Here is a 24,625-nt window from a genome sequence, read left to right as displayed (position 1 = left end):
GGAGCGGGGATCGGGCCCACCGCCGCCGACCGCGGCCTCTGCCGATCCCCGCGCGGCGCCGGAACCCGGTGCGTCGGGCCTATTCGGCCGCGCGCAGGCGGGTGGGATCGCCCGCCCGTTCGGCCTGGGTCCTGAGGCGCAGGACCAGCACGATGCCGAGCAGGCCCGCGGCCGAGATCGCCACGAGGCCGTAGGTGAAGTCGCCGGTGCGGTCCTTGATCGCGCCGACGACGAACGGGGCGACGAAGCCCGACAGGTTGCCGACCGAGTTGACGACCGCGATCGCGCCGGCGGCGGCCGCACCGCTGAGGGTCTCGGTCGGCAGCGTCCAGACGATCGGGAGGGCGGCGAAGATCCCGAAGGCGGCGCAGGAGAACAGCGCCATCTTGAGTGTCGGATCGGGCAGGAAGGCCGCCGCGATGGTGCCGAAGGAGGCGAGCCCGAGCGCGATGGCGAGATGGTAGCGGCGCTCCCCGGTGGCGTCCGAGCGCCGGCCCCACCACAGCATGCCGACCGTGCCGACGGCGTAGGGGATCACGGTGACGAAGCCGGTCTGCAGGTTGCTGAGGCCGAACGCCTTGATGATCTGCGGCAGGAAGAAGCTGAAGCCGTAGAGCAGCGCCACCGCACCGAAATAGATCATCGCGATCGACAAGACCCGCGGGTTGAAGATCTCGCGGCTGAGATGCCCGGCCGACGCCTTGCCGGCCGAGGCTGCCTCGCGCTCCGCCTTCTCGGCGGCGAGCCGCTCCTCGAGCCAGGCGCGCTCGTCGGGCGCCAGCCAGGTCGCGCTCGACGGCCGGTCGGTGAGGTAGAAGAACGTCGCGACCGACAGGATCAGCGCCGGCAGCGCCTCGATGATGTAGAGCCACTGCCAGCCCTTGAGGCCGAGCAGGCCGTCGAGTTCGAGCAGGGCGCCGGAGATCGGCGCGCCGATGAGGCTCGACAGCGGGATCGCCACCATGAACAGCGACACGATCCGGGCCCGGTAGGCGGCCGGGTACCACAGGGTGAGATAGAAGATGATGCCGGGGAAGAAGCCGGCCTCGGCGGCGCCGAGCAGCAGGCGCATGACGTAGAAGCTCGTCTCGCCGCCGATGAACGCCATGCCCCCCGACAGGAGGCCCCAGCTCATCATGATGCGGGCGATCCAGCGCCGGGCGCCGAACTTCTCCAGGGCGAGGTTCGAGGGCAGCTCGAAGATGAAGTAGGTGAGGAAGAACAGCCCGGCGCCGAGCCCGTAGGCGGTGGCCGAGATCCCGAGGTCGCGGTTCATCGTCAGCGAGGCGAAGCCGACGTTCACCCGGTCGAGATAGGCGATGAAGTAGCAGACGATCAGGAAGGGAATCAGGCGCCGGCTGACGCGCCGGATCGTGCGGGTCTCGATGTCGCTCATCGTGGTGGGGCCTCCCGGTCCGGGTCTCGGGCCCGGCTCATCGCGCGGGGATGGCCCGAACCGTGCGGGTTGGCAAGCCGTGCGCGTCGGCGGGCGCCCCGGTCCGCGCGGCCAACCACTCCCTTGTCGCGGCGCGCGGTTCGGTCTAGTGCTCCCGGCTCACCACCCGCACGCCCATTGTTTCGCGACGACGCGCCATCGTCCTCGTGACAGCGGAGCGTGCGCCACCGCAACGGATGGGATCGCCATGGTCACCCCACGCCGAGACGGCGGCAGCGTCCGCCCGTCGCTCAAGGGCGCCCGGGTCCTCGTCGTCGAGGCCCGGTACTACGAGGATCTCGCCGACGAACTCCTCGCCGGCGCGACGGCCGCCATCGCGGCCGCCGAGGCCGAGGCGGTCGTCGCCACGGTGCCGGGCGCCCTCGAGATCCCCCAGGCCGTCGCGATCCTGGTCGAGGCGGCGGCGCGGGCGCGCAAGCCCTACGACGCCGTGGTGGCGCTCGGCTGCGTCATCCGCGGCGAGACCGGGCATTACGACATCGTCGCGGGCGAGAGCGCCCGGGCGCTGATGGACCTGTCGGTGGTCCTGCGCCTGCCCCTCGGCAACGGCATCCTCACCGTCGAGACCGAAGCCCAGGCGCAGGCCCGCGCCCGGGTCACCGAGATGAACAAGGGCGGCGGCGCCGCCGAGGCGGCCCTCGCCGTGCTGGCGCTCCGACGCGCCGGGGAGCGGCAGGCCGAGGACCGCACCATCGGATTCGCGCCGCGCCGAGCCCCGGAGACACCCTGACATGAAACCTGCCGAGCGAAGCGGCGCCCGCCTGGCCGTCGTCCAGGCCCTCTACGACATGGAGATTTCCGGCAAGGGCGTGGTCGACGCCCTGGCGGAATTCGAGACGTTCTGGATCGGGGCCGAGGTCGACGAGATCAAGCACCCCCCGGCCGAGACCGCGTTCTTCCGCGACCTCCTGCGCGGCGTGGTCGAGCAGCAGCGGGCGATCGACCCGCAGCTCGACGGCGCCCTGTCCTCGGGCTGGCCGCTGAAGCGGATCGAATCGGTGCTGCGGGCGATCCTGCGCGCCGGCGCCTACGAGCTGATGTTCCGCCGCGACGTGCCGGTGCGGGTGGCGATCTCGGAATACGTCGACGTCGCCCACAGCTTCTACGCGGGCGACGAGCCCGGCCTCGTCAACGCGGTGCTCGACCGGGTGGCGCGCACCGCCCGGGCCGGCGAACTCGACGGCGCCGCCCGCAGCGGCTGAGTCCGCCCCGGCGGACAATTTCGGGAACAAGACCCCGGCAGTGGCGAATCGCCGGCTTGCGGTCAGCGAAAGTCCTGTACAGTTCCACCGGCCGCGACCGGCCGGCGTAACTGATCCTCGATGGCCCGCCCCGACCTTCCGCGTCCGACCGAGGACGAGATCATTGCCCGCTACCTCGCGCCGCTGGCCGGTCCCGGGGGGCTCGGACTGCGCGACGACGCCGCCCTGCTGGCGCCGCCGCCGGGCCACGACCTCGTCCTCACCGCCGACGCGGTGGTGGCGGGCGTGCACTACTTCGCCGACGACCCGCCGCTCTCGGTCGCCTGCAAGGCCCTCGGCGTCAACCTGTCGGACCTCGCCGCCAAGGGCGCCGAGCCGCTCGGCTTCCTGCTCACCCTCGCCCTCGGGGGCGGCTGGGACGAGGACTGGATCGCCGGGTTCACCACCGGCCTGAGCGAGGCGGCGGCCCGGCACGGCTGCCCGCTGCTGGGCGGCGACACCGTGCGGACCGAGGGCGAGACGGTGATCGGCGTCACCGCCCTCGGGGCGGTGCCGGCCGGCCGGATGGTCCGGCGCACCGGCGCCGCGGCCGGGGACCGGATCCTGGTCTCGGGCACGATCGGCGACGCGGCCCTCGGCCTCGGCCTGCGCCGCAAGCCGCCGGCGGCGTGGTCGCACGGCCTCGGCTACGCCGCCCGGGCCCACCTCGTCGACCGCTACCTCCATCCCCAGCCCCGGCTCGCCCTCGCGGCGGCGGTGCGGATCCATGCCCGCGCCGCCATGGACGTCTCGGACGGCCTCGCCGGCGACCTCGCCAAGATGATGCGCACCGCCGACCTCGGCGCCGAGGTCGAGGTCGCGGCGGTGCCGCTCTCGGCGGCCGCCCGCGAGGCCCTCGCCCTGGACCCCCGCCTGATCGACGCCGTCCTCACCGGGGGCGACGACTACGAGATCCTGTGCACCGCCGCGCCGGAGGCGGTGGCGGACCTCACGGCGGCGGCCGCCGCCGCCGGGGTCCCGCTCACCGTCATCGGCACCGTCTCGGGCGAGCCCGGCGCCCCGGTGTTCCGCGACCCCGGCGGCGCGCCCCGGACCTTCGCGCGCGCGTCGTTCAGCCACTTCTGAGGCCGGCCCGCCGCCTCCGCTATCCTGCTGCGGCGCAAAGCCGACTCGGCGTTTGCACCGCTGGCGGAAGTTTGGCACTCAAGGGAGGCGGGACCGTCGCGAGGCGCGCCGGGGCCGCGCCACTGGGGAGGGAACCCGCGCGACGGCCGCACGCCATCGCGGCCGTCTCGACGTCGCGGGCAAGCCCGACATAAGGACGGTAGAATGACCGCACTCCTGCTCATCATCGTGGGCGGCCTCTGCGCCGTCGCCTACGGGATCTACACGATCAACGACGTCATGCGGCGGGACGCCGGCACCCAGCGCATGCAGGAGATCGCCGGGGCGATCGCCGAGGGCGCGCAGGCGTATCTCCGGCGCCAGTACGCCACCATCGCGGTCGTCGGCGTAGTACTGTTCGGGCTGCTCGCCTGGTTCCTCGGCCTCAAGGTCGCGGTCGGGTTCCTCATCGGCGCGGTGCTGTCGGGCGCGGCCGGCTTCATCGGCATGAACGTCTCGGTGCGCGCCAACGTCCGCACCGCGCAGGCCGCCACCTACTCCCTCGGCGGCGGGCTCGAGGTCGCGTTCAAGTCCGGCGCGGTCACCGGCATGCTGGTCGCCGGCCTCGCGCTCCTCGGCGTCGCGCTGTATTTCGGCTACCTCACCCGCATCGCCGGCCTGCCGGCCTCGAGCCGCGAGGTCATCGACGCCCTCGTCGCCCTCGGCTTCGGCGCCTCGCTGATCTCGATCTTCGCCCGCCTCGGCGGCGGCATCTTCACCAAGGGCGCCGACGTCGGCGGCGACCTCGTCGGCAAGGTCGAGGCCGGGATTCCCGAGGACGATCCGCGCAACCCCGCCACCATCGCCGACAACGTCGGCGACAACGTCGGCGACTGCGCCGGCATGGCCGCCGACCTGTTCGAGACCTACGCGGTGACGATCGTCGCCACGATGGTGCTGGCGGCGATCTTCTTCGCCGGCCAGACCGACGTCGGCGGCCGCAACGTGCTCGACGCGATGCTGATCTACCCGCTCGCCATCGGGGCCGCCTGCATCGTGACCTCGATCATCGGCACGTTCTTCGTCAAGCTCGGCACCAACCAGTCGATCATGGGCGCCCTCTACAAGGGGCTGATCGGCGCCGGCGTGCTGTCGATCGCCGCGATCGCGGGGGTCAACCTCGCGCTGTTCGGCAGCTTCTCGACGGGCTTCACCACGACGACCGGTGCGAGCTTCACCTCGCTCGCACTGTTCGGCTGCGCGGTGATCGGCCTCGTCATCACGGCGCTGATCGTCGTCATCACCGAGTACTACACCGGCACCAACTTCCGGCCGGTCAAGTCGATCGCCCATTCCTCGGTCACCGGCCACGGCACCAACGTGATCCAGGGACTGGCGATCTCGCTCGAATCGACCGCCGCGCCGGCGATCGTGATCGTCGCGGGCATCATCGCCACCTACGCGCTCGCCGGGCTGTTCGGCATCGCGGTCGCGGTCACGGCGATGCTGGCGCTCGCCGGCGTCGTCGTCGCCCTCGACGCCTTCGGGCCGGTCACCGACAATGCCGGCGGCATCGCCGAGATGGCGGGCCTGCCCAAGGAGGTGCGCCGCTCCACCGACGCGCTCGACGCCGTCGGCAACACCACCAAGGCGGTGACCAAGGGCTACGCCATCGGCTCGGCGGGCCTCGGCGCGCTGGTGCTGTTCGCCGCCTACACCTCGGACCTGAACTACTTCATCCAGAACGCCTCGCCGACGCAGTACCGCTACTTCCAGGGGCTCACCGTCGACTTCTCGCTGTCGAACCCCTACGTCGTCGTCGGCCTGCTGCTCGGCGGCCTGATCCCGTACCTGTTCGGCGGCATCGCCATGACGGCGGTCGGCCGCGCCGCCGCCGCGGTGGTCGAGGAGGTGCGCCGGCAGTTCCGCGAGAAGCCCGGGATCATGCAGGGCACCGACCGGCCGGATTACGGCCGCGCGGTCGACATGCTGACCAAGGCGGCGATCCGCGAGATGGTGGTGCCCTCGCTGCTGCCGGTGCTGTCGCCGGTGGTGCTGTTCTTCGTCATCCGGGTGATCGCCGGCAAGGCCCAGGCCTTCGCCTGCGTCGGCGCGATGCTGCTCGGCGTGATCCTCACCGGCCTCTACGTCGCGGTCTCGATGACCTCCGGCGGCGGCGCCTGGGACAACGCCAAGAAGTTCATCGAGGACGGCCATTACGGCGGCAAGGGCTCCGACGCCCACAAGGCGGCGGTGACCGGCGACACCGTCGGCGACCCCTACAAGGACACCGCCGGTCCGGCGGTGAACCCGGCGATCAAGATCACCAACATCATCGCGCTGCTGCTGCTGGCGATCCTGGCGCATCAGTAGCCGGGTGCCCCGGCCGGTGTTCCGCACCCGGACGCCAACGTCGGCACGGCAACGACCGGGAGCGAAGAAGGGCCGCCGTCACGCGGGCGGCCCTTCGACCTCGATGCCGGCGCCGGGGGCTCCGCCTATTCGTTCCCGGGGGCGACGGCGGAGTCGGGTCGGGTCCCCCACAAGGCGCACGCCAGGCCGACATTCGCCAGGGCGAGCGCCGCCAGGAGAGTGTAGGCCGCGTCGGGGCCGCCATGGGTCAGCGCCACGGCGCCCAACGACGGCGCGAGGGCCTGGGCCATGAGGCTCGGCCGGGCGAGGCGGCCCACCAGCACCGGGTAGCGCTCCGCGCCAAAGAGGGCGAGCGGCACCGTGCCCCTCGCGATCGAGTAGATCCCGTTGCCGGCTCCGTAGAGGACCAGGGCGACGGCGACCGCCGGGATGCCGGCGGCCAGGATGGCGAGCCCGAGCGCCACGAGGACCATGGCGGCCGTCAGCGTCCAGAGTGGGTGATGCCGGCCCTTCCCGGCCATCTCGACGAGGCGGGCCCCGACCTGGGCCGGCCCGATCAGTGCGCCGTAGGCGACGGCCGCGGCGAGCGCTACGCCTCGCGCCTGAAGCAACGCGCTCAAGTGCACCGAGACGAGTGCCATCACGGTGCCGCCGAGAACCAGCACGCCGGCCATCAGCCGGTAGGCCCGGCGCTCGCGGGGCGTCAGCGGCCCGTCCGCGTGTTGCCCGCCTGCTTTCGCGGTCTCCGGCTCAGGCGCCTTCGGGATCAGGCCGAGAACGAGCGGCAGGGTCACGACGAGGTGCAACCCGGCATAGGCGAGGCAGGCGCCCCGCCACCCGACCTGCCCGACGAGGAAGGCCGAAAGCGGCCAGCAGATGGTGCTGGCGAACCCGCCCCAGAGGGTGAGTGCGGTGATGGCGGGACGCGCCCCGGCGCCGTAGAGCCGGCCGAGGGTGGCGAAGGCGGGGTCGTAGAGCCCGCAGCCCATGCCGAGCCCGAGGAGGAGCCAGCCGGCGAGGAACACGGGTAGGTTCGGTGCGAGGCCCAGCACGACGTGACCCGTCGCCAGCAGCAGGGCGGCCAGCGCCAGCACCGGACGCCCGCCGTGCCGATGGACGGCGATCCCGACCCGGGGCGAGGCGAATGCCGCCACCAGGAGCCCCATGGACAGGCCCCCGACCACCCAGGCCAGCGGCCAGCCCGTGTCCGCCGCGATGGGCCCGGCGAGCACCGCCGGCAGGTAGAACGAGGAGCCCCAGGCGAGGATCTCGACCACGCCGAGGGCGGAGATCACGACGAGGCGGCTGCGGGCCTCAGACCCCACGGGAGGCCGGCCGCGGCGCCGGTCCCTTGCCGGCCGCGCCGCGCTCGTACCAGTCCTGCGACCGGTTCACGATCCACACGACCGAGAGCATGACCGGCACCTCGATGAGCACGCCGACCACCGTGGCGAGCGCTGCGCCCGAGTTGAACCCGAACAGGCTGATGGCGGCGGCCACCGCGAGTTCGAAGAAGTTCGAGGCGCCGATCAGTGCGGACGGGCCGGCGACGCAGTGCTGCTCCCCGGCGACCCGGTTCAGGAGGTAGGCCAGCCCCGAATTGAGGTAGACCTGGATGAGGATGGGCACCGCCAAGAGGCCGATGACCGCCGGCTGGGCCAGGATCTGCTCGCCCTGGAAGCCGAACAGCAGCACCAGCGTGGCCAGGAGCGCGAGCAGCGAGGCGGGCCCGAGCCGGGCGAGCAGCCGGTCGAGTGCGGCCTGCCCGCCCGAGGCGAGAAGGCTGCGGCGCGCGACCTGCGCGACGATCACCGGAATCACGATGTAGAGCACGACGGACAGCACCAGCGTGCCCCAGGGGACCGTGATCGCCGAGAGCCCGAGCAGCAGCCCGACGATGGGCGCGAAGGCGATCACCATGATGGTGTCGTTGAGCGCGACCTGGCTCAAGGTGAAGTGCGGTTCGCCGCGGGTCAGGTTGGACCACACGAACACCATGGCGGTGCACGGCGCCGCCGCCAGGATGATGAGACCGGCGACGTAGCTGTCGATCTGGTCGGCGGGCAGGTAAGGTCGGAAGAGGTAGCCCACGAAGAGCCAGCCGAGCGCGGCCATCGAGAAGGGCTTCACCGCCCAGTTGACGAACAGCGTCACCCCGATGCCGCGCCAGTGCCGCCCGACGTGGCGCAGGGAGGCGAAGTCGATCTTGAGCAGCATGGGGATGACCATGAGCCAGATCAGGGCCGCCACCGGCAGGTTGACCTTGGCGACCTCGGCGGCGCCGACGGCGTGGAAGACGCCCGGCATGACGTGGCCGAGCGCGATGCCGGCGACGATGCAGAGCGCGACCCAGACGGTCAGGTAGCGTTCGAACAGGGACATCGGGCTGTCTCAGGTGGTGGCGACGCGGCGGCCGTGCTCGTCGACGACGCGCTCGCCGTCCTCCTTCACGAACTCGCCCCGCTGGGCGGGCAGCAGGTCCAGCACCGCCTCCGACGGTCGGCACAGGCGCACGCCCCTCGGGCTGACCACGAGGGGGCGGTTGAGCAGGACCGGGTGGGCCTCGATCGCGTCGAGGAGCCGCTCGTCGGTGAGCGCAGGGTCGCCGAGCCCGAGATCCGCATAGGGCGTGCCCGTGTCGCGCAGGACATCGCGGACCGAGAGGCCGGCGCGGGCGAGCAACTGCCGGATGAGCGCCCGGCTCGGAGGCGTCTTGAGGTACTCGACCACGTGCGGCTCGATGCCGGCGTTGCGGATCATCGCCAGGGTGTTGCGGGACGTGCCGCAGGCGGGGTTGTGGTAGATGACGACGTCGAACGCTTCAGGCACGGGCGGTGTCTCCGGTGGCGCAATCGCAGGCGGCGAGCGCGGCGACGGCCGGGGCGCAGACCTCCGGGTGGCCCTGGCAGCAGTCGCGCATGAGGAACCGGACGAGGTCGGACAGGCCGGCATAGGCGGCGCTGTAGACGACCGACCTGCCCTCGCGCCGGGAGGCGATCAGCCCGGCATGCGCGAGTTCCTTCAGGTGGAAGGACAGCGTGTTGCCAGCTACGCCCACGGTCTCGGCGAGGACGCCGGCCGCGAGGCCGGCCGGGCCGGCGGTGACCAGGACGCGCACGACCCGGAGCCGATGCTCCTGCCCGAGCGCGGCGAAGGCGGAGAGAGCCTGTCGTTCGTTCATCGAATGATCTACATTTCAACTATCGTTGATATGTAGACGAAGAAGCGGCCCTGCTCAAGCCGCGCCGGCCGCTTACCAACGAGAAGCCGAACCTTTCCAGGACGCGCTTCCAGGGGGCATTTCGGGGGGGCGACCGCAGTGCGGGTCGGGCGCGGCGCAGTCGATGCGCGCCTCCCGCGGCGGCGATCGCGAGTGCCGGAGCGTCGAACCGGCACCCACGATCGACGGGACTGTGCCGCGGCTGCGGCGCTCTGCCTACGCCGCTCCCGGCAGGGCGTAGTCGCGGAACCGGTCGCGCAGGGCGGTCTTCTGGATCTTGCCGGTGGCGGTGTGCGGGATCTCGGGCACCAGCACCACGTCGTCGGGCAGCCACCACTTGGCGATGCGCGGCGCCATGAAGGCGAGGATGTCGGCCTTGTCCGGCGTGCGGCCCTCCTTCGGCACCACGATCAGCAGCGGCCGCTCGTCCCACTTCGGGTGCGCGACGCCGATCACCGCGGCTTCCGCGACGTCGGGATGGCCGACCGCGAGGTTCTCGAGGTCGATCGACGAGATCCACTCGCCGCCGGACTTGATGACGTCCTTCGAGCGGTCGGTGATCGCCATGTAGCCGTGCAGGTCGATGGTGGCGACGTCGCCGGTGTCGAAGAAGCCGTGCTCGTCGAGGATCGGCTCGTCGCTGCGGAAATACGACTTGGCGACGGCGAAGCCCGAGACCTTGAGCCGGCCGAAGGTCTCGCCGTCCCAGGGCAGGTCGCGGTTGTCGTCGTCGGTGAGGCGGAACTGGACCCCGAACGGGGCGAAGCCCTGCTTCATCTTCTGGTCGTAGAGCGCGTCGCCGGTGAGCCCGGCGACCTCCGGCTTGAGGCCGCAGAACGAGCCGACCGGGCTCATCTCGGTCATGCCCCAGGCATGCATCACCGTGACGCCGTAGTCGCGCTCGAACCGCTCGGTCATCGCCCGCGGGCAGGCCGAGCCGCCGATCATCACCCGCTTGAGGGTCGAGAGCCGGGCGCCGGTGGCGGTGAGGTGCTGGAGCAGGGCGAGCCAGACGGTCGGGACCGCCGCCGTGACGGTGACGCCGGTGGTCTCGATGATGTCGAGCACCGAGGCGCCGTCGAGCTTCGGGCCGGGCAGGACCAGGGTCGAGCCGGCCATCGGCGCCGCGAAGGCGAACGACCAGCCGTTGGCGTGGAACAGCGGCACCACCGGCATCGCCACGTCGGCGGCCTTCAGGGCGAGGCCGTCGGCGGCGTTGTTGGCCAGCGCGTGCAGCAGGTTCGAGCGGTGCGAGTACAGCACGCCCTTCGGGTCGCCGGTGGTGCCGGAGGTGTAGCACAGGCCCGCGGCGGTGCGCTCGTCGAAGCTCGCCCAGCGGAAGTCGTCGTCGGCCTCGGCGACCCAGTCGTCGTAGGCGACCGCGTTGCGCAGGGACGTCCGCGGCATGTGGGCGCCGTCGGTGAGCACGACGTAGCGCTCGATGGTGGCGAGCCGCGGCGCCAGCCGCTCGATCAGGGGCACGAAGGTGAGGTCGAGGAGGAGGATCCGGTCCTCGGCGTGGTTGATGATGTAGACGATCTGGTCCTCGAACAGCCGCGGATTGACCGTGTGGTAGACCGCCCCGAGGCCGGTGATGCCGTACCACGCCTCCAGGTGGCGCCAGGTGTTCCAGGCCAGCGTCGCGACCCGGTCGCCGAGGCCGATGCCGTCCCGCTCCAGCCGCTTGGCGAGGCGCAGCGCGCCTGTGCGGATCGCGCCGTAGGTGGTGCGGTGCATCGGGCCCTCGACCGAGCGCGAGATGATCTCGCGCGTACCGTGCTGGGCGGCGGCGTGGTCGATGATGCGGTGGATCAGCAGCGGCCAGTCCTGCATCAGTCCGAGCATGGCGCGGTTTCCTTCCCGGTGGCGGCGCGTCGTCGCGCTCGTGGTCGCTCGTCCCGGCCGAGAGGGCCGGGCGGCCGGGCGAGCTTAGACCAGTTCGCGCGCGATTGGATATCCGGCGACGAAGGCGATCCGCGCAGCGGGGCGAAAGCCAAAGTCACGGCGACACGACGTGTCGCGTGTGACTGCCGGCGCCTGAGGCCCAGCAAAGAACCCGGGGCGATCGGGTTCACCCGATTGCCCCGGGAGGCGCCCTCGCGCGGGGGCGGACTCCACCCTATCTCAGTCGCCGGACGACCCGATGGCCCCGGAGGTGATGCAATGGACGTGTCCGACGATCAGGCCGCGCGCGGCGCGGCGCAGACCGAAGACGAGTGGCGCTCCCGGCTCTCCCCGGCCCAGTACCGGGTGCTGCGCGAGCACGGCACCGAGCGGCCCGGCACCAGCCCGCTCAACCAGGAGAAACGCGCCGGCACCTTCGTGTGCGCCGGCTGCGGCCAGCCCCTGTTCGACTCCGGCACCAAGTACGAATCCGGCTCCGGCTGGCCGAGCTTCTTCGCGCCGATCGAGGGCGCGGTCGAGACGAAGACCGACCGCTCGCACTTCATGACCCGCACCGAGGTGCATTGCGCCCGCTGCCAGGGCCATCTCGGCCACGTCTTCGACGACGGCCCGGCCCCGACCGGCCTGCGCTACTGCATGAACGGCGTCTCGCTCGGGTTCGAGCCGCAGGACTGATCCGATTTTCGATTGATCGCTTCTGGCGATCCCTGCGGGATCGCTTCGCGATGCGAAAATCGACTTCGCTCATGCGCCGCGCGGGCTGGCGATACGGAATCCGGAGGCAATCCTCCGGATTCCGTATGAACCGGTTCTGCAACCACGACGCGCGATTCGACATGACGGCGGGGCGGCGGACTGACATATCTGCCGCCCCCTCCCACCTGGAGTTGTCGAATGTCGTTTCGCGTGCGCGTCGCCGGTGCCGCCGGCCTCGCCCTGTCCCTGCTGATGGGCACCTCGGCCCTGGCGCAGGGCGTCAACGGCCCGATCAGGGTCGGCGTGCTCAGCGACATGAGCGGCCCCTTCGCCGATCAGGCCGGCACCGGCTCGGTCGTGGCCGCCCAGCTCGCGGCCGACGATTTTTCCAAGGAGGCCGGCGAGCTGAAGGTCGAGATCGTCTCGGCCGACCACCAGAACAAGCCCGACATCGGGCTCGCCACCGCCCGGCGCTGGCTCGACCAGGAGGGCGTCGCGACCATCGTCGACCTGCCGAACTCGGCGGTGGCGCTGGCGGTCGCCAACCTGATGAAGGAGCGCCACCGGGTCGCGCTCGCCTCCAGCTCGCTGACCTCCGACCTCACCGGCAAGGCCTGCGCGCCGACCACCGTGCAGTGGGTCTCCGACACCTGGGCCCAGGGCTCGGCCACCGCGCGGGCGGTCGCCGGCCGCGGCCTCAAGTCGTGGTACTTCCTCACCGTCGACTACGCCCTCGGGCAGGCGCTGGAGCGCGACGCGACAGTGGCGCTCAAGGCCGCCGGCGGCACCGTGAAGGGCTCGACCAAGCACCCGCTCAACGCCGGCGACTTCGCCTCGCCGCTGCTCGCCGCGCAGGGCTCGGGCGCGCAGGTGCTGGCGCTCGCCGATACCGGCGCCGACATGATCAACGCGGTCAAGCAGGCGGCCGAGTTCGGGCTGATGCCCGAGATGCGGATCGCCGCCCTGTTCGTCCAGCTCTCGGACATCCACGCCCTCGGCCTCAAGGCCGCCCAAGGCCTCCAGCTCGCCAGCAGCTTCTACTGGGACCGCACGGAGGGCACCCGCGCCTTCGGCAAGCGCTTCGCCGAGCGCATGAACGGCCGCATGCCGACCGAGAACCACGCCGGCGTCTATTCCTCGACCCTCGCCTTCCTGCGTGCGGCACGGGATGCCGGTACGATCGAGGGCGAGAAGGTGGTGGCGGCGATGCGCGAGAAGCCGATCAACGACGCGCTGTTCGGCACCGTGACGATCCGCCAGGACGGCCGCGCCGTCCACGACGTGTTCCTGTACGAGGTCAAGACGCCCGACGAGAGCAAGGGCCCCTACGACTACTACAAGCCGCTGGCCACCGTGCCGGGCGATCAGGCGTTCCGGCCGCTGGCCGACGGCGGCTGCCCGCTGGTGAAGTAGGGGCAGCCCGGCGGCCCCGCTCGACGGAGAGGGGCCGCCCCAGATGATGCTCTGTTCCGGCAATCGTCGCGGTGGCGAGGAAGCACGGCCGTACCCCGGCCCAGGTGGTGCTGCACTGGCACCTCGACCTCGGCCACGTGGTCATCCCGAAATCCGCCGACCCGCAGCGGATCCGCGAGAATCTCGCGGTGTTCGACTCCGCCCTCGACGGCGAGGACCTCGCGGCCTTCGCCGCCCTCGACCGGCCTGACGGGCGGATCGGGCCGGATCCGGAGACCTTCGGGTGAGCGGGGGCGGAGCCGGGGCCCGTCCCGGAAGCGGGCCCCGGCCCCGCCGTCAGCCCGCCGGGTGACGCTCCGGCGGCGTCCGCCGCCCGAGCCGCCCCATCAGGCGGGCCCAGGGCGGCGGCGTGCCGCGCTTCACCGCGGTCTCGTGCCACAGCAGCAGCAGACCCGACGCGACCACGATCGCCGCCCCGACCAGCAGGTGGGCGTCCGGGACCTCCCCGAAGGCGACCGCGCCGATTCCCATGCCCCAGACCAGCATCAGGTAGTAGAACGGCGACACCGCCGTGGCCGGCGCCGCGGCCAGCGCCCGGGTCCACAGGAACTGCGCGCCGACCGTCGAAGCGCCGAGCATCACGAACAGCCCGGCATCCGCCGCCCCCGGCCAAGTGACGCCGAAGCCCAGCAGGCCGGCATGCGCGACCGTCATCACCGCCATCTGCCACAGCAGCAGGGTGGCGGCGGACTCGGTCCTGGTCATCGACCGGACCGCGACCGTGACGGTGCCGTACATCACCGCGTTGCCGACCGCGAACAGCGCGCCGAGCTGGAGCGTCTCGGCGCCCGGATTGGTCACCACCAGGACGCCGACGAAGCCGGTCAGCAGCATCGCCCAGCGCGCCGGGTCGGCGGGCTCGCGGCACCACAGGATCGCCACCAGGGCGGCGAAGAGCGGGGCCGAGAAGCCGATCGCCGTGACGCCGGCGAGGGGCATCAGCCCCAGCGCCAGCACCGTGAGGGTCTGGGACACCGCCTGCGACAGGCCACGGGCGACGTGCGCCCCGGGGCGCCGGGTCGCGAAGGCGCGAAAGCCCGCGCCCGGCAGGACCAGGGCGCAGGACAGCGCGAAGGCGATCGCCGAGCGGCCGAACATCACCTCGCCGACCGGATAGCGGGCGACGAGGATCTTGGAGAAGACGTTCGCCAGGGTCAGCATCACCGTCGCGCCGACCATCAGCAGGATGCCCCGGGGCACGTCGTCCCCGGCGCGGGCGGCGGGCCGGGTCCGGCCCTGCGCGTCGTCGATCGCGGCCGTGCTCGCCATCGCCGATCTCCCGGTCAGGCGAGGGACGCGGCGGGCAGCGCGCCGCCGATGAACCACGGCTTCACCCCGACGCCGCGGCGCAGCGAGTACATGTAGAAGATCGGCATCTCGGCCGGGAACAGCCCGCGGAACTCGCTGCCGTTGAAGGTGACGAACACCGCCTCCGGGAAGGCGCGGGCGACCGCCCGCTTCTCCACCATGTTCATCCGGTAGTAGTCGCGGGCGCCCTGCTCGGTGGAGCCCTCGCCGCGATACCACTTGGCCGCGCAGGCGGTGAGGCTGCGCAGCACCTCGTCGGAGGGCGCCTCCTCCGGCGCGTCGGCGCCGTCCGCCTCCAGCGCGTCGACGAGGGCGCCGAGCCGGGTGCCGGCGAAGCCGCGCTCGCGCCCGGCCGCCGCGACGGCGTCGAAATAGGCGTCGGCGGCCTCGCGGGCATGGCCGTTCAGGGCGGCATGGGTGTCGGTGAAGATCAGCCGGATCAGCGCGCCGGGGCGGTGGGCCTGCCCGATCCGCCCGGCCATCGATGCGAGGTAGTCGAGGCAGGCGAGGTCCGGCGCATCGACGTGGCTGCGCGGCCCCTTCCCCCAGTACAGCACGAACTCGAGCGGCCGGCCGGCTTCGGCCGCGGCGACCACCGCGGCGGCGAGTCGCTCGGGAGTGTCCGGCTGCTCGCGCTTGAAGGCCCAGGTGTTGAAGGCCGCGAGAATCAACTTTAGATTGTATTTTTGCGCAATCGCCGGACGTAGCTTTCTTGCCGCATCCGAAGACTTATCCTGCGACGTTTCGCCCTGATGCCCTTTCCTTGGCGCAATCTTCCGCAGGTCGACTGCGCCCCTGGAAGGAAAACTTGCTCCGTTGAACGACTCGACATTTGAAGAATGAGCCATGGCGAAGCCCGACCATATTGTCCGCGATGGCTTTTGAGTTGGGTTAATGGCCGGTTAAAGTCAACTTGGTGGTAAAAAAATCGTTAAAATTTGAGTGAATTATCAGTTCGCCGGCTATCGGAATTCCCCCTTCGCACCCCTCGGTAGCGTCCGCGCCGGCCCTGCGGGGCACCGCCCGACGCCGGCTCCGCTCGTGGGCCTTGACGCGGTGGCTGGACGGATTCTTGCCTGTGGGGCGAGCAGGCGGGAGCGTTCATGGACCTCAACACGATCGGCAGCATCGTCACGCCGGGCAGCCGGGCGGACCTCGACGGCTGGCGACCCGGCGACGCCTGGCTCGCCGGCGGAACCTGGCTGTTCTCCGAGCCGCAGCCGGACCTCTCCCGGCTGATCGACCTCGCGGGGCTGGGCTGGGAGCCCTTCGCGGTGACGCAAGCCGGCCTGTCGCTGGCGGCGACCTGCACCATCGCGGCGCTCGACCGGATCGAGCTGCCGGCCGCCTGGATCGCCGCGCCGCTGGTCGGGCAGTGCTGCCGGGCGCTGCTCGGCTCGTTCAAGATCTGGAACGTCGCGACGGTCGGCGGCAACCTGTGCATGGCGCTGCCGGCCGGGCCGATGATCGCGCTCGCCGCCGCCCTCGACGGCCGCTGCACGATCTGGACCCCGGACGGCGGCGAGCAGGCGCTGGCGGTCCTCGACCTCGTGCGCGGCCCGCAGGAGACGGCCCTGGCCCCGGGCGAGATCCTGCGCCGCATCGACCTGCCGGCGGCGGCCCTGCGCCGGCGCACGGCGTTCCGCCGGGTGTCGCTGAGCCCCAACGGCCGCTCGGGCGCGCTCGCGATCGGCACCCTCGACGCGGGCGGCGCCTTCGTCCTCACCGTCACGGCGGCGACCCGCCGGCCGGTCGCGCTCGCCTTCGCGGCCCTGCCGGAGGCCGGCGGCCTCGCCGAGCGCATCGCCCGGGAGATCCCGGATTCCCTGTACTACGACGACGTCCACGGCGCCCCGGACTGGCGCCGCCACATGACCGCCTGCCTCGCCGAGGAGATCCGGCGCGAGCTGGCCGGGGAGGCGCAGGCATGATCGTCACCGTCAACGGCACCGCGCAGGAGGCGACGCCGCGTCCGGGCCAGTGCCTGCGCACCCTGCTGCGGGAGCTGGGCTGGTTCGGGGTCAAGCGCGGCTGCGACGCCGGCGATTGCGGCGCCTGCACGATCCATCTCGACGGCGAGCCGGTGCACGCTTGCCTCGTCCCCGCCTTCCGGGCCGCCGGCCGGACGGTGACCACCGTCGAGGGGCTCGGCGGGTCCTGCGCGCCCGGGGAAGCCGGTCCCCTGCACCCGGTGCAGGCGGCGTTCCTGGCGGCCCAGGGCTTCCAGTGCGGCTTCTGCACCCCCGGCATGGTGATGACCGCCGCGGCCCTCGACCAGGGCCAGCGCCGGGACCTCGCCACCGCCCTCAAGGGCAACCTCTGCCGGTGCACCGGCTACGGCGCGATCCGCGACGCGATCGGCGGAACCGCCCGGGTCGAGGCGCCGGCCGGCGCGCCGTTCGGGAGCAGCCTGCCGGCGCCGGCCGGGCCGGCGGTGGTCACCGGCACCGCCCGCTACACCCTCGACGTCGAGGCGGCCGGCGCCCTGCACCTGCGGGTGCTGCGCTCGCCTCACGCCCATGCCCGCATCCTGCGCATCGAGACCACCGCCGCCCTGGCGCTGCCGGGCGTCGTCGCGGTGCTGACCCACGCCGACGTGCCGGCCCGGCTGTTCTCGACGGCGCGCCACCACATCCCGACCGACGACGCCGCCGACACAAGGGTGCTTGATTCGACCGTCCGCTTCGTCGGCCAGCGGGTCGCCGCGGTGGTGGCCGAGAGCGAGGCGGCGGCGGAGGCGGCCTTGCGCGCGCTCGCCGTCGATTACGAGCCGCTGCCGGCCCTGCTCGACCCGGAGGAGGCCCTGCGCCCGGACGCGCCCCTGGTCCATGGCACCGACGACCGCAGCGGCGACGACGCGCCGCCGCTCAACCCGCATCCGAACCTCGCCGCCGAGGTCCACGGCGAGATCGGCGACGTGGCGGCGGGCCTCGCCGAGGCCGACCTCGTCCACGAGGGGACCTACGTCTCGCAGCGGGTCCAGCACGCGCATCTCGAGACCCACGGCGCCGTCAGCTGGCTCGACGCCGAGGGCCGCCTCGTCATCCGCTCCAGCACCCAGGTGCCGTTCCTCACCCGCGACGCCCTGTGCACCCTGCTCGACCTGCCGGCCGACCGGGTGCGGGTGCTGTGCGGCCGGGTCGGCGGCGGCTTCGGCGGCAAGCAGGAGATGCTGACCGAGGATCTCGTGGCGCTGGCGGTCCTGCGCACCGGCCGGCCGGTGCGGTGGGAGCTGACGCGCCAGGAGCAGTTCGCCGCCACCACGACCCGCCACCCGATGCGGGTGCGGGTGCGGCTCGGCGCGCGCCGCGACGGCACCCTGACGGCGATCGAGCTCGGCGTCCTGTCCGACACCGGCGCCTACGGCAACCATGCCGGCGGCGTGCTCCACCACGGCTGCAACGAGGTGATCGCGGTCTATCGCTGCCCCAACAAGCGGGTCGAGGGCCGCGCCGTCCACACCCACACCCTGCCGAGCGGCGCCTTCCGCGGCTACGGCCTGAGCCAGACGATCTTCGCGGTCGAGTCCGCCATGGACGAGCTCGCCCGCGGCCTCGGCCTCGACCCGTTCGAGTTCCGCCGGCGCAACGTCGTGCGCCCCGGCGACCCGATGGTCTCGACGAGCCTGGAGCCGCACGACGTCGAATACGGCTCCTACGGCCTCGACCAGTGCCTCGACCACGTCGAGGCGGCCCTGCGCGAACCGGGGCCCGACGCCCCCTCCCCCGACTGGCTCACCGGGCGCGGCATGGCGCTGGCGATGATCGACACGATCCCGCCCCGCGGCCACGTCGCCGAGGCGCGCCTCGCCCTCGGCGCGGACGGCCGCTACGAGCTGCGGGTCGGCACCGCCGAGTTCGGCAACGGCACCACCACGGTCCACGCCCAGATCGCCGCCACGGCGCTCGGTACCGCGCCGGAGCGGATCGCGGTCCGGCAGAGCGACACCGACCTCGTCGGCCACGATACCGGCGCCTACGGCAGCACCGGCACGGTGGTCGGCGGCCTCGCGACCCTGCGGGCCGCCGAGGCCCTGGCCGCGGCCCTGCGGCAGGCGGCGGCGATGCAGGCCGGCCTCGACCCGTCCCTGTGCCGGCTCGACGGCGACGCCGTCGCGGGGCCGGGCTGCCGCATCGCGCTCGCCGCCCTCGCCGAGGCCGGGCCGGTCGAGGCGGTCGGCCGGGCCGAGGGCAGCCCGCGCTCGGTGGCGTTCAACGTCCAGGGCTTTTGCGTCGCCGTCCACCGCAGCAGCGGCGAGGTGCGGATCCTGCGCAGCGTCCACGCCGCCGATGCCGGCCGGGTGGTCAACCCGATGCAGTGCCGCGGGCAGGTCGAGGGCGGCGTCGCCCAGGCGATCGGCGCGGCGCTCTACGAGGACCTGCGCCTCGACGGCGAGGGGCGGGTCGTGAACCCGACCTTCCGGCACTATCACATCCCGGCCTGCGCCGACGTGCCGGCGACCGAGGTGTTCTTCGCCGACACCCACGACAGCGTCGGGCCGCTCGGGGCCAAGTCGATGAGCGAGAGCCCGTTCAACCCGGTCGCGGCGGCGCTCGCCAACGCCATCCGCGACGCCACCGGCGCCCGCCTGCACGCGACGCCCTTCGCCCCCGACCGGATCTATCGTGCGGTGATCGCGGCGCAGGAGGCGGTCCCAAGCAGACCTGCGTCGGCAGGCCAACGCCTCGTCCGCTTGGATTCTTGATTTGTCGCAGATTTTTGTCGCAGAACCGGCGACCACTTTTGCGAAATCTGCTTAGCGGCCCACCGACGGGGCCGGCAGGCGGACCGCCTCGACCCGGCCCCCGGCTCCCGGCGGCGGGCGCCCGCGCGCCAGGGCGGCGAGGAGCGCGGTCCGGGTCAGGTCCCGCCCCGCCAGGGTCAGGGCGGCGACGAGCGCCCGGGCGGTCTCCTCGGCGAGGCGGTTCTCGTCCCAGGCGGCCGGGCGCAGGGCCACGAGGGCGGCGCCGGACGTCGCCAGCGCGGCGACCTCCGCCGGCTGCGCGCGGGCGAGGGCGAGGGAGAGGAAGACCGTGCCGGCGGCGGGCGCGGCCGGGAGCACGGCGAGGTCGTCGGCGTCGAGGACGACCCGGTCGCGGTCGGCACCGGGCGCGTCGCGCAGGGCGCGCAGGGCCGCGGTCACGTCGGGCTCGCCGGGCCGCGGGTCGACGAGGTCGCCGGGGACCGGACCGGGCGGGGCGCCCCGCGGCATCAGGATCGGCAGCCCCTGCTCCGCCGCCGCGACGGCGAGCCGGCCGGCCGGGTCGAGGTCGGGGCCGACCGCCAGCAGGGCCGGCGACATGGCGGTGGGGTCCTCGACCGCGACCGCGATCGCCCGCCCGTAGACCGAGGGCGCGCGGGACTCGAGCGCCCGGCGCAGCCGGTCGCGATACGCCTCGGCCGCGGGCCGGTCGTCCGGGAGGGCCGGGATCACCAGCGCGATCCGGTCGGGCGCGACGCCGGCCCGGTCCTCGTCGCCGAGCGCGGCCAGAGCCGCCCGGAGCCGCCGCGCCTGCTCCGGCGTGACCGCGAAGCGCGGCATCCCGGGGGAGAGTCGCCGCCCGTCGGGCGCGACGCCCTCGGCGAGCGCCCGCGCGAAGCCGGCCTCGTCGTAGGGCGGGGCGCCGTCGGGGCGCTGCGCCAGCGCCGTCCCGCCGATCGCCGGCACCCGGCCGCGCCCCTCGGGCGGACCGGCGCCGTCGCGGCCGTGGCAGCCGGCGCAGGTCAGGCCCGGCCGGGCGACGCCGGCGACGCGCCCGACGAGGCCCCGGCCGAAATACAGCCGGATCCCCTCCCCGGCCGCCGCCCGGCCCGGCGGCAGCGCCAGGACGCACGCGAGGACGAGGACGCACGCGAGGGCGAGGACGCCCCGGATCATCGCCGCCGTGCCAGCGCCGCGGCGAGCTCGTCGGGATCCGGCAGCGGCGGCGAGGCGAGGACCCGCCGGCCGCCGGCCTCGATGAGCAGCACGACGCTGTCGTGGTCCTGGTTGGCGCCGCCCTCGATGCCGAGGCCGTCGAGGACCGCGAACACGTCGTCGGGGGCGCCGGTGAGAAAGAGCCGGTCGGGGTCGAACGGCTCGGCCCGCTCGCGGCGCAGGTGCGCCGGCGTGTCGGTGAGCGGGTCGAGCGTCAGGGTGGCGAGGCGGACCGGCGGCCCGCCGCCCTCGCGCAGGCGCCCGGCGACCCGGTCCATGATGACGTCCATCGGCGGGCACAGGGCGCGGCAGCCGGTGAAGGTGAAGGACAGCAGCACCGGACCGCGGGCGATCAGGTCCGACAGGAAGCGGTGGCGCCGGCCCTGGGCATCGACGAGGGGCCGGTCGACGAGCCGGACGCCGCGGGCCGTGAGCGGCGTCTCCGCCGCCCCCGCCGCCGCCGGGAGCAGGACGAGGAGCGCGAGCGCCGCGAGCCCCGGGCCGCGGATCACGGCGCGACCCCGATCACCGCCGGGGCGATGGCGCCCGCCCCGGCCTCGACCGAGACGGCGTAGGTGCCGGGCTCCGGGAAGGTGACGGCGGCGGTCACGACGGCGTCCTCGCCCAGCTCCGCCCGGATCCGGGCGGCGGCGCCGAGTTCGAGATCCTGGATCCTGAGCCCGACCGCCCCGCCCCGCAGCCAGCCCGGCCGGTTCTCGACCCGCAGCCGCAGCAGGCCGGCCTCCCCGGCCCGGGCCGGAGCGGAGACGACCGCCAGCGCCGCCGCGGCCTCCTCCGGCGGCGCCGGCCCGGCGACGGCGAACCCGGCGCAGGCGGTGGTGCCGCCGGGTCCGGTGGTGGTGACGACCTCGTAGCGCCCGCCGGCGACGAGGCGGACCGTCGTCGCGAAGGTGCCGGGCTCCTCCTCGGCGAGCCGCTGGTCGAACCACGCGACCGCGTGCGGGCGGTCGCCGCGCACCGTCACCGTCGCGGCCGGCTGGTCGGGCAGGCCCCCGCCGGCGGCGACGAGGGCGACCGTTCCCGAGCCCGGCACCAGCAGGGCGGCGCTCGGCCGGTCGGCGCCGCCGGCGAGGCCGGGGGCCGATCCGGCCGGTCCCGGCAGCCGGACCCGGCGCAGGGCCGGCGCCGCCGCGGGGTCGGCCGGCACCGCCCGCGTCCCGTCCCGGTCCCAGGCGAGGGCGAAGCGGCCCGCCCCGTGCACCGCGAGCCCGCCGGGCACGAAGGGCAGCGCCACCGGGATCGCCCGGGTCGGGTCGTCGAGCCAGCGCAGGCGCAGGGCCGCCTCCGCGCCGGCCTCGACGAGGAGGCCCGGCCCGGCCTCCGCCAGCGCGCCGAGGGTGCCGGGCGGAAGGACGGTGCGGGCGCCGTCGCGACGCACCACCAGCGCCGACCCGTCCGCGGCCGTCACCGCGAGGCCGCCCGCGTCGGGGGCGAGGAGGCGCCGCGGCGGCGGGCCCAGGGGCACCTCGGCGCGGCGCAGGCCGTCCGGGCCGAGCAGGACGAGACCGCCCTCCTCCTCGACCACCGCCAGCCCGTCGCCGAGGGGCGCCAGGGGCCCCGGCCGGCGCAGGCCCGACGCGACCGGGACGAGCCCGCCCCAGGGCAGCGCCACCGCGACCACGTCGCCGCGCCCGGGCCGCGTCGCCAGCAGGCGCGGCCGCGACGGGTGCAGGGCGAGGCCGCCGGCCCGCGCGCCGAGGGCGGTGACCGAGACATGGTCGGCCGAGCGCAGCCGGTGGCCCTGGTCGATCACCGCGACCCGGTCCTCGTCGCCCTCGGCGGAGGCGGAGAGCGCCAGCAGGAAGTCGCGCTCCAGCGGCAGGTCGGCCGGCGAGATCGCCCCGCTCGCCCGCACCATCCAGGCGGCGTCGGCGCAGCCCGGCCCGGCGCCGGAGCGGCGGATCCAGGCCCGGGGCCGCAGGGCCGGCACCGGCCGGTCGGTGCCCGGCTCGCGATACGCGATCGTCACCCGCAGGTCGCGCCCGGCCGCCACGGCCTCGCCGGGCTGCGGCTCGACCCGGATCGTCACCGCGTGCCGGGCCCCGCCTGCGGTCAGGCGGTCCGGCTCGGCCTGGGCGGCGGCGGCACCGGCCGCCAGAAGGAGCGACAGGAGGGCGGGACCGGCGCGCATGGCGGTCAGCGTCCGGTCGGGGCGGCCGGGGCCTCCGGCCGCACCAGCAGGTGCCCCCAGGCGCCCGCCGCGAAGATCGCCTGCGGCCCGTCGCGCCACAGATAGGGGCCGGGCGTCATGGGCGCCGTCGCCCAGGCGGTCAGCCCCTTGCCCGGCCCGATCAGCGCCGCGTGGCCGGAGCCGAAACCGGGGAACAGGTCGTCGTAGCCGGGGAAGATCGGCACGAAGGCGCGCTGCCGGGCCCGGCCGACCGGGTGGGCGATGCGAACGGCCATCTGGCCGCCGGGCGGCGCGACGATCGTCGGCGTCCGCACCGGCCCGGCGAAGAAGCCGGGCGGAAACGCGACGCGGTTGAGGTCGTCCTCGTCGCGCGGATAGGTGCGCAGGCCGAGATCGATCCGCACGCCGGGCGCGCTCGCGAACAGGTCGACGAGCCGGAAGGCGAAGCGCTCCGAGGCGAGGCCGACCCCCTTCTCGCCGAGGTCGTAGGAATCGTCGCAGACCGGGCAGTCCGGCACCGGCCGGCCGGGGAGGTCGAGATCCGTCACCCGCCCGGCGCCGCGGCGCAGGTTCAGGCCGTCCTGCCACAGCAGGACGTGCTCGTGGATCGTCGCCGCGCCGACCACCCCCCCGTCCCGCAGCGTCACGTCCGGCGCCGCGATCGTGCGGGCGACGGCGTGGCGGTAGTCGAAGTCGGCGGGGCCGCGCCGGCCGGACGGGTCGGCCGCCTCGACGACCAGCACCCCGAGGAGGCCGTGGGCGCCGTGCGAGACCACGTCGCCGAGGGAGCGGATCGGCAGGGCGCCGAAGGCGTAGGGAATCGCCCGGACCGCCTCGCGGTAGAGCGCCGGCTCCTGAGCGAACCGCTCGGCGATGGCGCGCTGGGCGTCCGCGGCCGGGATCGGCGGCACCGGCGCCCCCGGGGCGGGGTTCTGGGCCTCCATGCACAGGGCGAAGCCGAGGGCGCGCACCTGCAGCTCGGGCGCGCAGTCCCGGCCGGCGAGCAGAACCAGGCCCCAGTCCTGCCCGGCATCCTGCTCGGTCGTCACCTTGTCCCTGAAGAGCATCGAGGCGTGGTTGGCGACGTCCCGGGCGCGCGCCCACAGGAAGCCGGCATAGTAATCCGCCGTCGACCGGGAGGCGGCGCCGCCGGCAACGGGCGGCAGCGCCCTCGCGGCATTGGCGCCGACCGGCAGCCCTCCGGCCGGGCCGGCGCCCGGGGCCGGCGGCGCCGGCGCCAGGGCCGGACTCGTGCCCGCGCCGGGGCCCGCGGTGGGAGACGGGAGCGGCACCGACAGCGCGAGGTGGCCGGAGGGCCGCAGGTCCGGGCGCGCCGGGCCGGACCGGCCGGGGAACGGCTCGGGCGAGCCGGCGAACTGGCGCGGATCGCAATCGACGTTGAGCGGCGTGATCCGCGGCATCGGCGCGTCGCCGGGCGCGTCGCCGGCCCGGGGGCCCCGGCAGCGGCCGTCGGACGGTGCCGCCGGCTCGGCGAGGAGGTTGATGGTGGTGAGGCGCAGGCAGGTCCCGGCCTCGACCCGCAGCACGAACGGCGCCGCCTTGCCGGCGAGCTGCGCCCGGATCGTCCCGAGCAGCTCCGCGGCCGTCCGGCCGTCGCCCGACTCCCGCAGCGGGACGAGGAGCAGGGCGTCCGGGTCCCGCTGCCCCTGGCCGTAATCGGTCTCGACCCCGACATCGGCGGCGCGCAGGGCCGCGACCGTCGCCCGGACCACCGGCGCCCCCGGCGGGCAGACGAGGCCGCCGGCCTCCGGCGCCGGATCGACCGTCACGGACGGCGGCGGCGCGCCGGGGGGGGGCG

General features: G+C 74.1%; 19 protein-coding genes and 2 pseudogenes. 9 read left to right on the top strand and 12 right to left on the bottom strand.

What is annotated here, in order from left to right; all coding sequences use genetic code 11:
* Nucleotides 1–79: 79 nt before the first annotated feature.
* Entirely contained in the window at nt 80–1,396 is a 1,317-nt protein-coding gene (locus tag EOE48_RS27285; protein ID WP_127734035.1) for an MFS transporter, read from the bottom strand.
* Between the two features lie 247 nt (nt 1,397–1,643).
* On the opposite strand from EOE48_RS27285, the gene ribH reads away from it, so the two are divergent.
* From ribH to EOE48_RS27265, 4 genes are all read left to right on the top strand, one after another.
* Nucleotides 1,644–2,186 carry a 6,7-dimethyl-8-ribityllumazine synthase gene (gene ribH, locus EOE48_RS27280; protein WP_127734034.1) on the top strand — a complete coding sequence of 181 codons (543 nt, stop codon included), beginning with the start codon at nt 1,644–1,646 and terminating at the stop codon, nt 2,184–2,186.
* 1 nt (nt 2,187) lies between these two features.
* Complete coding sequence (gene nusB, locus EOE48_RS27275; RefSeq protein ID WP_127734033.1) at nt 2,188–2,658, top strand: transcription antitermination factor NusB; 471 nt, start codon at nt 2,188–2,190, stop codon at nt 2,656–2,658.
* 120 nt (nt 2,659–2,778) lie between these two features.
* Nucleotides 2,779–3,783 carry a thiamine-phosphate kinase gene (gene thiL, locus EOE48_RS27270; protein ID WP_127734032.1) on the top strand — a complete coding sequence of 335 codons (1,005 nt, stop codon included), beginning with the start codon at nt 2,779–2,781 and terminating at the stop codon, nt 3,781–3,783.
* A 204-nt stretch (nt 3,784–3,987) separates the two neighbouring features.
* A complete protein-coding gene (locus tag EOE48_RS27265) occupies nt 3,988–6,135 on the top strand; it encodes a sodium-translocating pyrophosphatase (RefSeq protein ID WP_127734031.1) in 2,148 nt (715 codons plus the stop codon).
* Between the two features lie 125 nt (nt 6,136–6,260).
* Here EOE48_RS27265 and EOE48_RS27260 read toward each other — a convergent pair whose 3' ends face one another.
* From EOE48_RS27260 to EOE48_RS27240, 5 genes are all read right to left on the bottom strand, one after another.
* Nucleotides 6,261–7,460: an MFS transporter gene (locus EOE48_RS27260; protein ID WP_127734030.1), complete on the bottom strand. Its 1,200-nt coding sequence runs from the start codon at nt 7,458–7,460 to the stop codon at nt 6,261–6,263.
* Nucleotides 7,450–8,517 carry an ACR3 family arsenite efflux transporter gene (arsB, locus tag EOE48_RS27255; protein ID WP_127734029.1) on the bottom strand — a complete coding sequence of 356 codons (1,068 nt, stop codon included), beginning with the start codon at nt 8,515–8,517 and terminating at the stop codon, nt 7,450–7,452. Before arsB ends, EOE48_RS27260 begins: the two co-directional genes overlap by 11 nt.
* Before the next feature lie 9 nt (nt 8,518–8,526).
* Complete coding sequence (gene arsC, locus EOE48_RS27250; RefSeq protein ID WP_246154974.1) at nt 8,527–8,964, bottom strand: arsenate reductase (glutaredoxin); 438 nt, start codon at nt 8,962–8,964, stop codon at nt 8,527–8,529.
* A complete protein-coding gene (locus EOE48_RS30130; RefSeq protein ID WP_127734027.1) occupies nt 8,957–9,316 on the bottom strand; it encodes an ArsR/SmtB family transcription factor in 360 nt (119 codons plus the stop codon). Before EOE48_RS30130 ends, arsC begins: the two co-directional genes overlap by 8 nt.
* A 255-nt stretch (nt 9,317–9,571) precedes the next feature.
* A complete protein-coding gene (locus EOE48_RS27240) occupies nt 9,572–11,200 on the bottom strand; it encodes a long-chain-fatty-acid--CoA ligase (RefSeq protein ID WP_127734026.1) in 1,629 nt (542 codons plus the stop codon).
* A gap of 318 nt (nt 11,201–11,518) precedes the next feature.
* Here EOE48_RS27240 and msrB point away from each other — a divergent pair, with 318 nt between their 5' ends.
* From msrB to EOE48_RS27225, 3 genes and pseudogenes are all read left to right on the top strand, one after another.
* On the top strand, nt 11,519–11,935 hold the full coding sequence (gene msrB, locus EOE48_RS27235) for a peptide-methionine (R)-S-oxide reductase MsrB (RefSeq protein WP_127734025.1): 417 nt from the start codon (nt 11,519–11,521) through the stop codon (nt 11,933–11,935).
* 219 nt (nt 11,936–12,154) lie between these two features.
* Nucleotides 12,155–13,369, top strand: coding sequence for an ABC transporter substrate-binding protein (locus tag EOE48_RS27230; RefSeq protein WP_127734024.1), 1,215 nt, complete (start codon nt 12,155–12,157; stop codon nt 13,367–13,369).
* A gap of 56 nt (nt 13,370–13,425) precedes the next feature.
* Nucleotides 13,426–13,656: pseudogene (locus tag EOE48_RS27225) on the top strand (aldo/keto reductase); the annotation flags it as partial.
* A 49-nt stretch (nt 13,657–13,705) separates the two neighbouring features.
* On the opposite strand, the gene EOE48_RS27220 reads toward EOE48_RS27225, so the two are convergent.
* A complete protein-coding gene (locus tag EOE48_RS27220; RefSeq protein ID WP_127734022.1) occupies nt 13,706–14,698 on the bottom strand; it encodes a DMT family transporter in 993 nt (330 codons plus the stop codon).
* 14 nt (nt 14,699–14,712) lie between these two features.
* Entirely contained in the window at nt 14,713–15,408 is a 696-nt protein-coding gene (locus EOE48_RS27215) for a hypothetical protein (protein WP_127734021.1), read from the bottom strand.
* A 432-nt stretch (nt 15,409–15,840) separates the two neighbouring features.
* On the opposite strand from EOE48_RS27215, the gene EOE48_RS27210 reads away from it, so the two are divergent.
* Both EOE48_RS27210 and EOE48_RS27205 read left to right on the top strand, forming a co-directional pair.
* Nucleotides 15,841–16,668 carry an FAD binding domain-containing protein gene (locus EOE48_RS27210; protein WP_127734020.1) on the top strand — a complete coding sequence of 276 codons (828 nt, stop codon included), beginning with the start codon at nt 15,841–15,843 and terminating at the stop codon, nt 16,666–16,668.
* Nucleotides 16,665–19,442 (top strand): molybdopterin-dependent oxidoreductase, encoded by a 2,778-nt coding sequence (locus EOE48_RS27205; RefSeq protein WP_127734019.1) that lies wholly within the window; start codon nt 16,665–16,667, stop codon nt 19,440–19,442. Before EOE48_RS27210 ends, EOE48_RS27205 begins: the two co-directional genes overlap by 4 nt.
* Before the next feature lie 51 nt (nt 19,443–19,493).
* On the opposite strand, the gene EOE48_RS27200 is transcribed toward EOE48_RS27205, so the two are convergent.
* From EOE48_RS27200 to EOE48_RS27185, 4 genes and pseudogenes are all read right to left on the bottom strand, one after another.
* Entirely contained in the window at nt 19,494–20,615 is a 1,122-nt protein-coding gene (locus EOE48_RS27200) for a serine/threonine-protein kinase (RefSeq protein WP_127734018.1), read from the bottom strand.
* Nucleotides 20,612–21,166, bottom strand: a complete 555-nt coding sequence (locus tag EOE48_RS27195; protein ID WP_127734017.1) for an SCO family protein — start codon at nt 21,164–21,166, stop codon at nt 20,612–20,614. Before EOE48_RS27195 ends, EOE48_RS27200 begins: the two co-directional genes overlap by 4 nt.
* Nucleotides 21,163–22,806 carry a hypothetical protein gene (locus EOE48_RS27190; protein ID WP_127734016.1) on the bottom strand — a complete coding sequence of 548 codons (1,644 nt, stop codon included), beginning with the start codon at nt 22,804–22,806 and terminating at the stop codon, nt 21,163–21,165. The genes EOE48_RS27195 and EOE48_RS27190 overlap by 4 nt, the downstream gene beginning before the upstream one ends.
* Before the next feature lie 5 nt (nt 22,807–22,811).
* Nucleotides 22,812–24,625: pseudogene (locus tag EOE48_RS27185) on the bottom strand (hypothetical protein); the annotation flags it as partial.

The organism is Methylobacterium oryzihabitans, assembly GCF_004004555.2.
In the GTDB taxonomy this organism is placed as follows: domain Bacteria; phylum Pseudomonadota; class Alphaproteobacteria; order Rhizobiales; family Beijerinckiaceae; genus Methylobacterium; species Methylobacterium oryzihabitans.
This window is presented reverse-complemented; position numbering and strand designations above follow the sequence as displayed.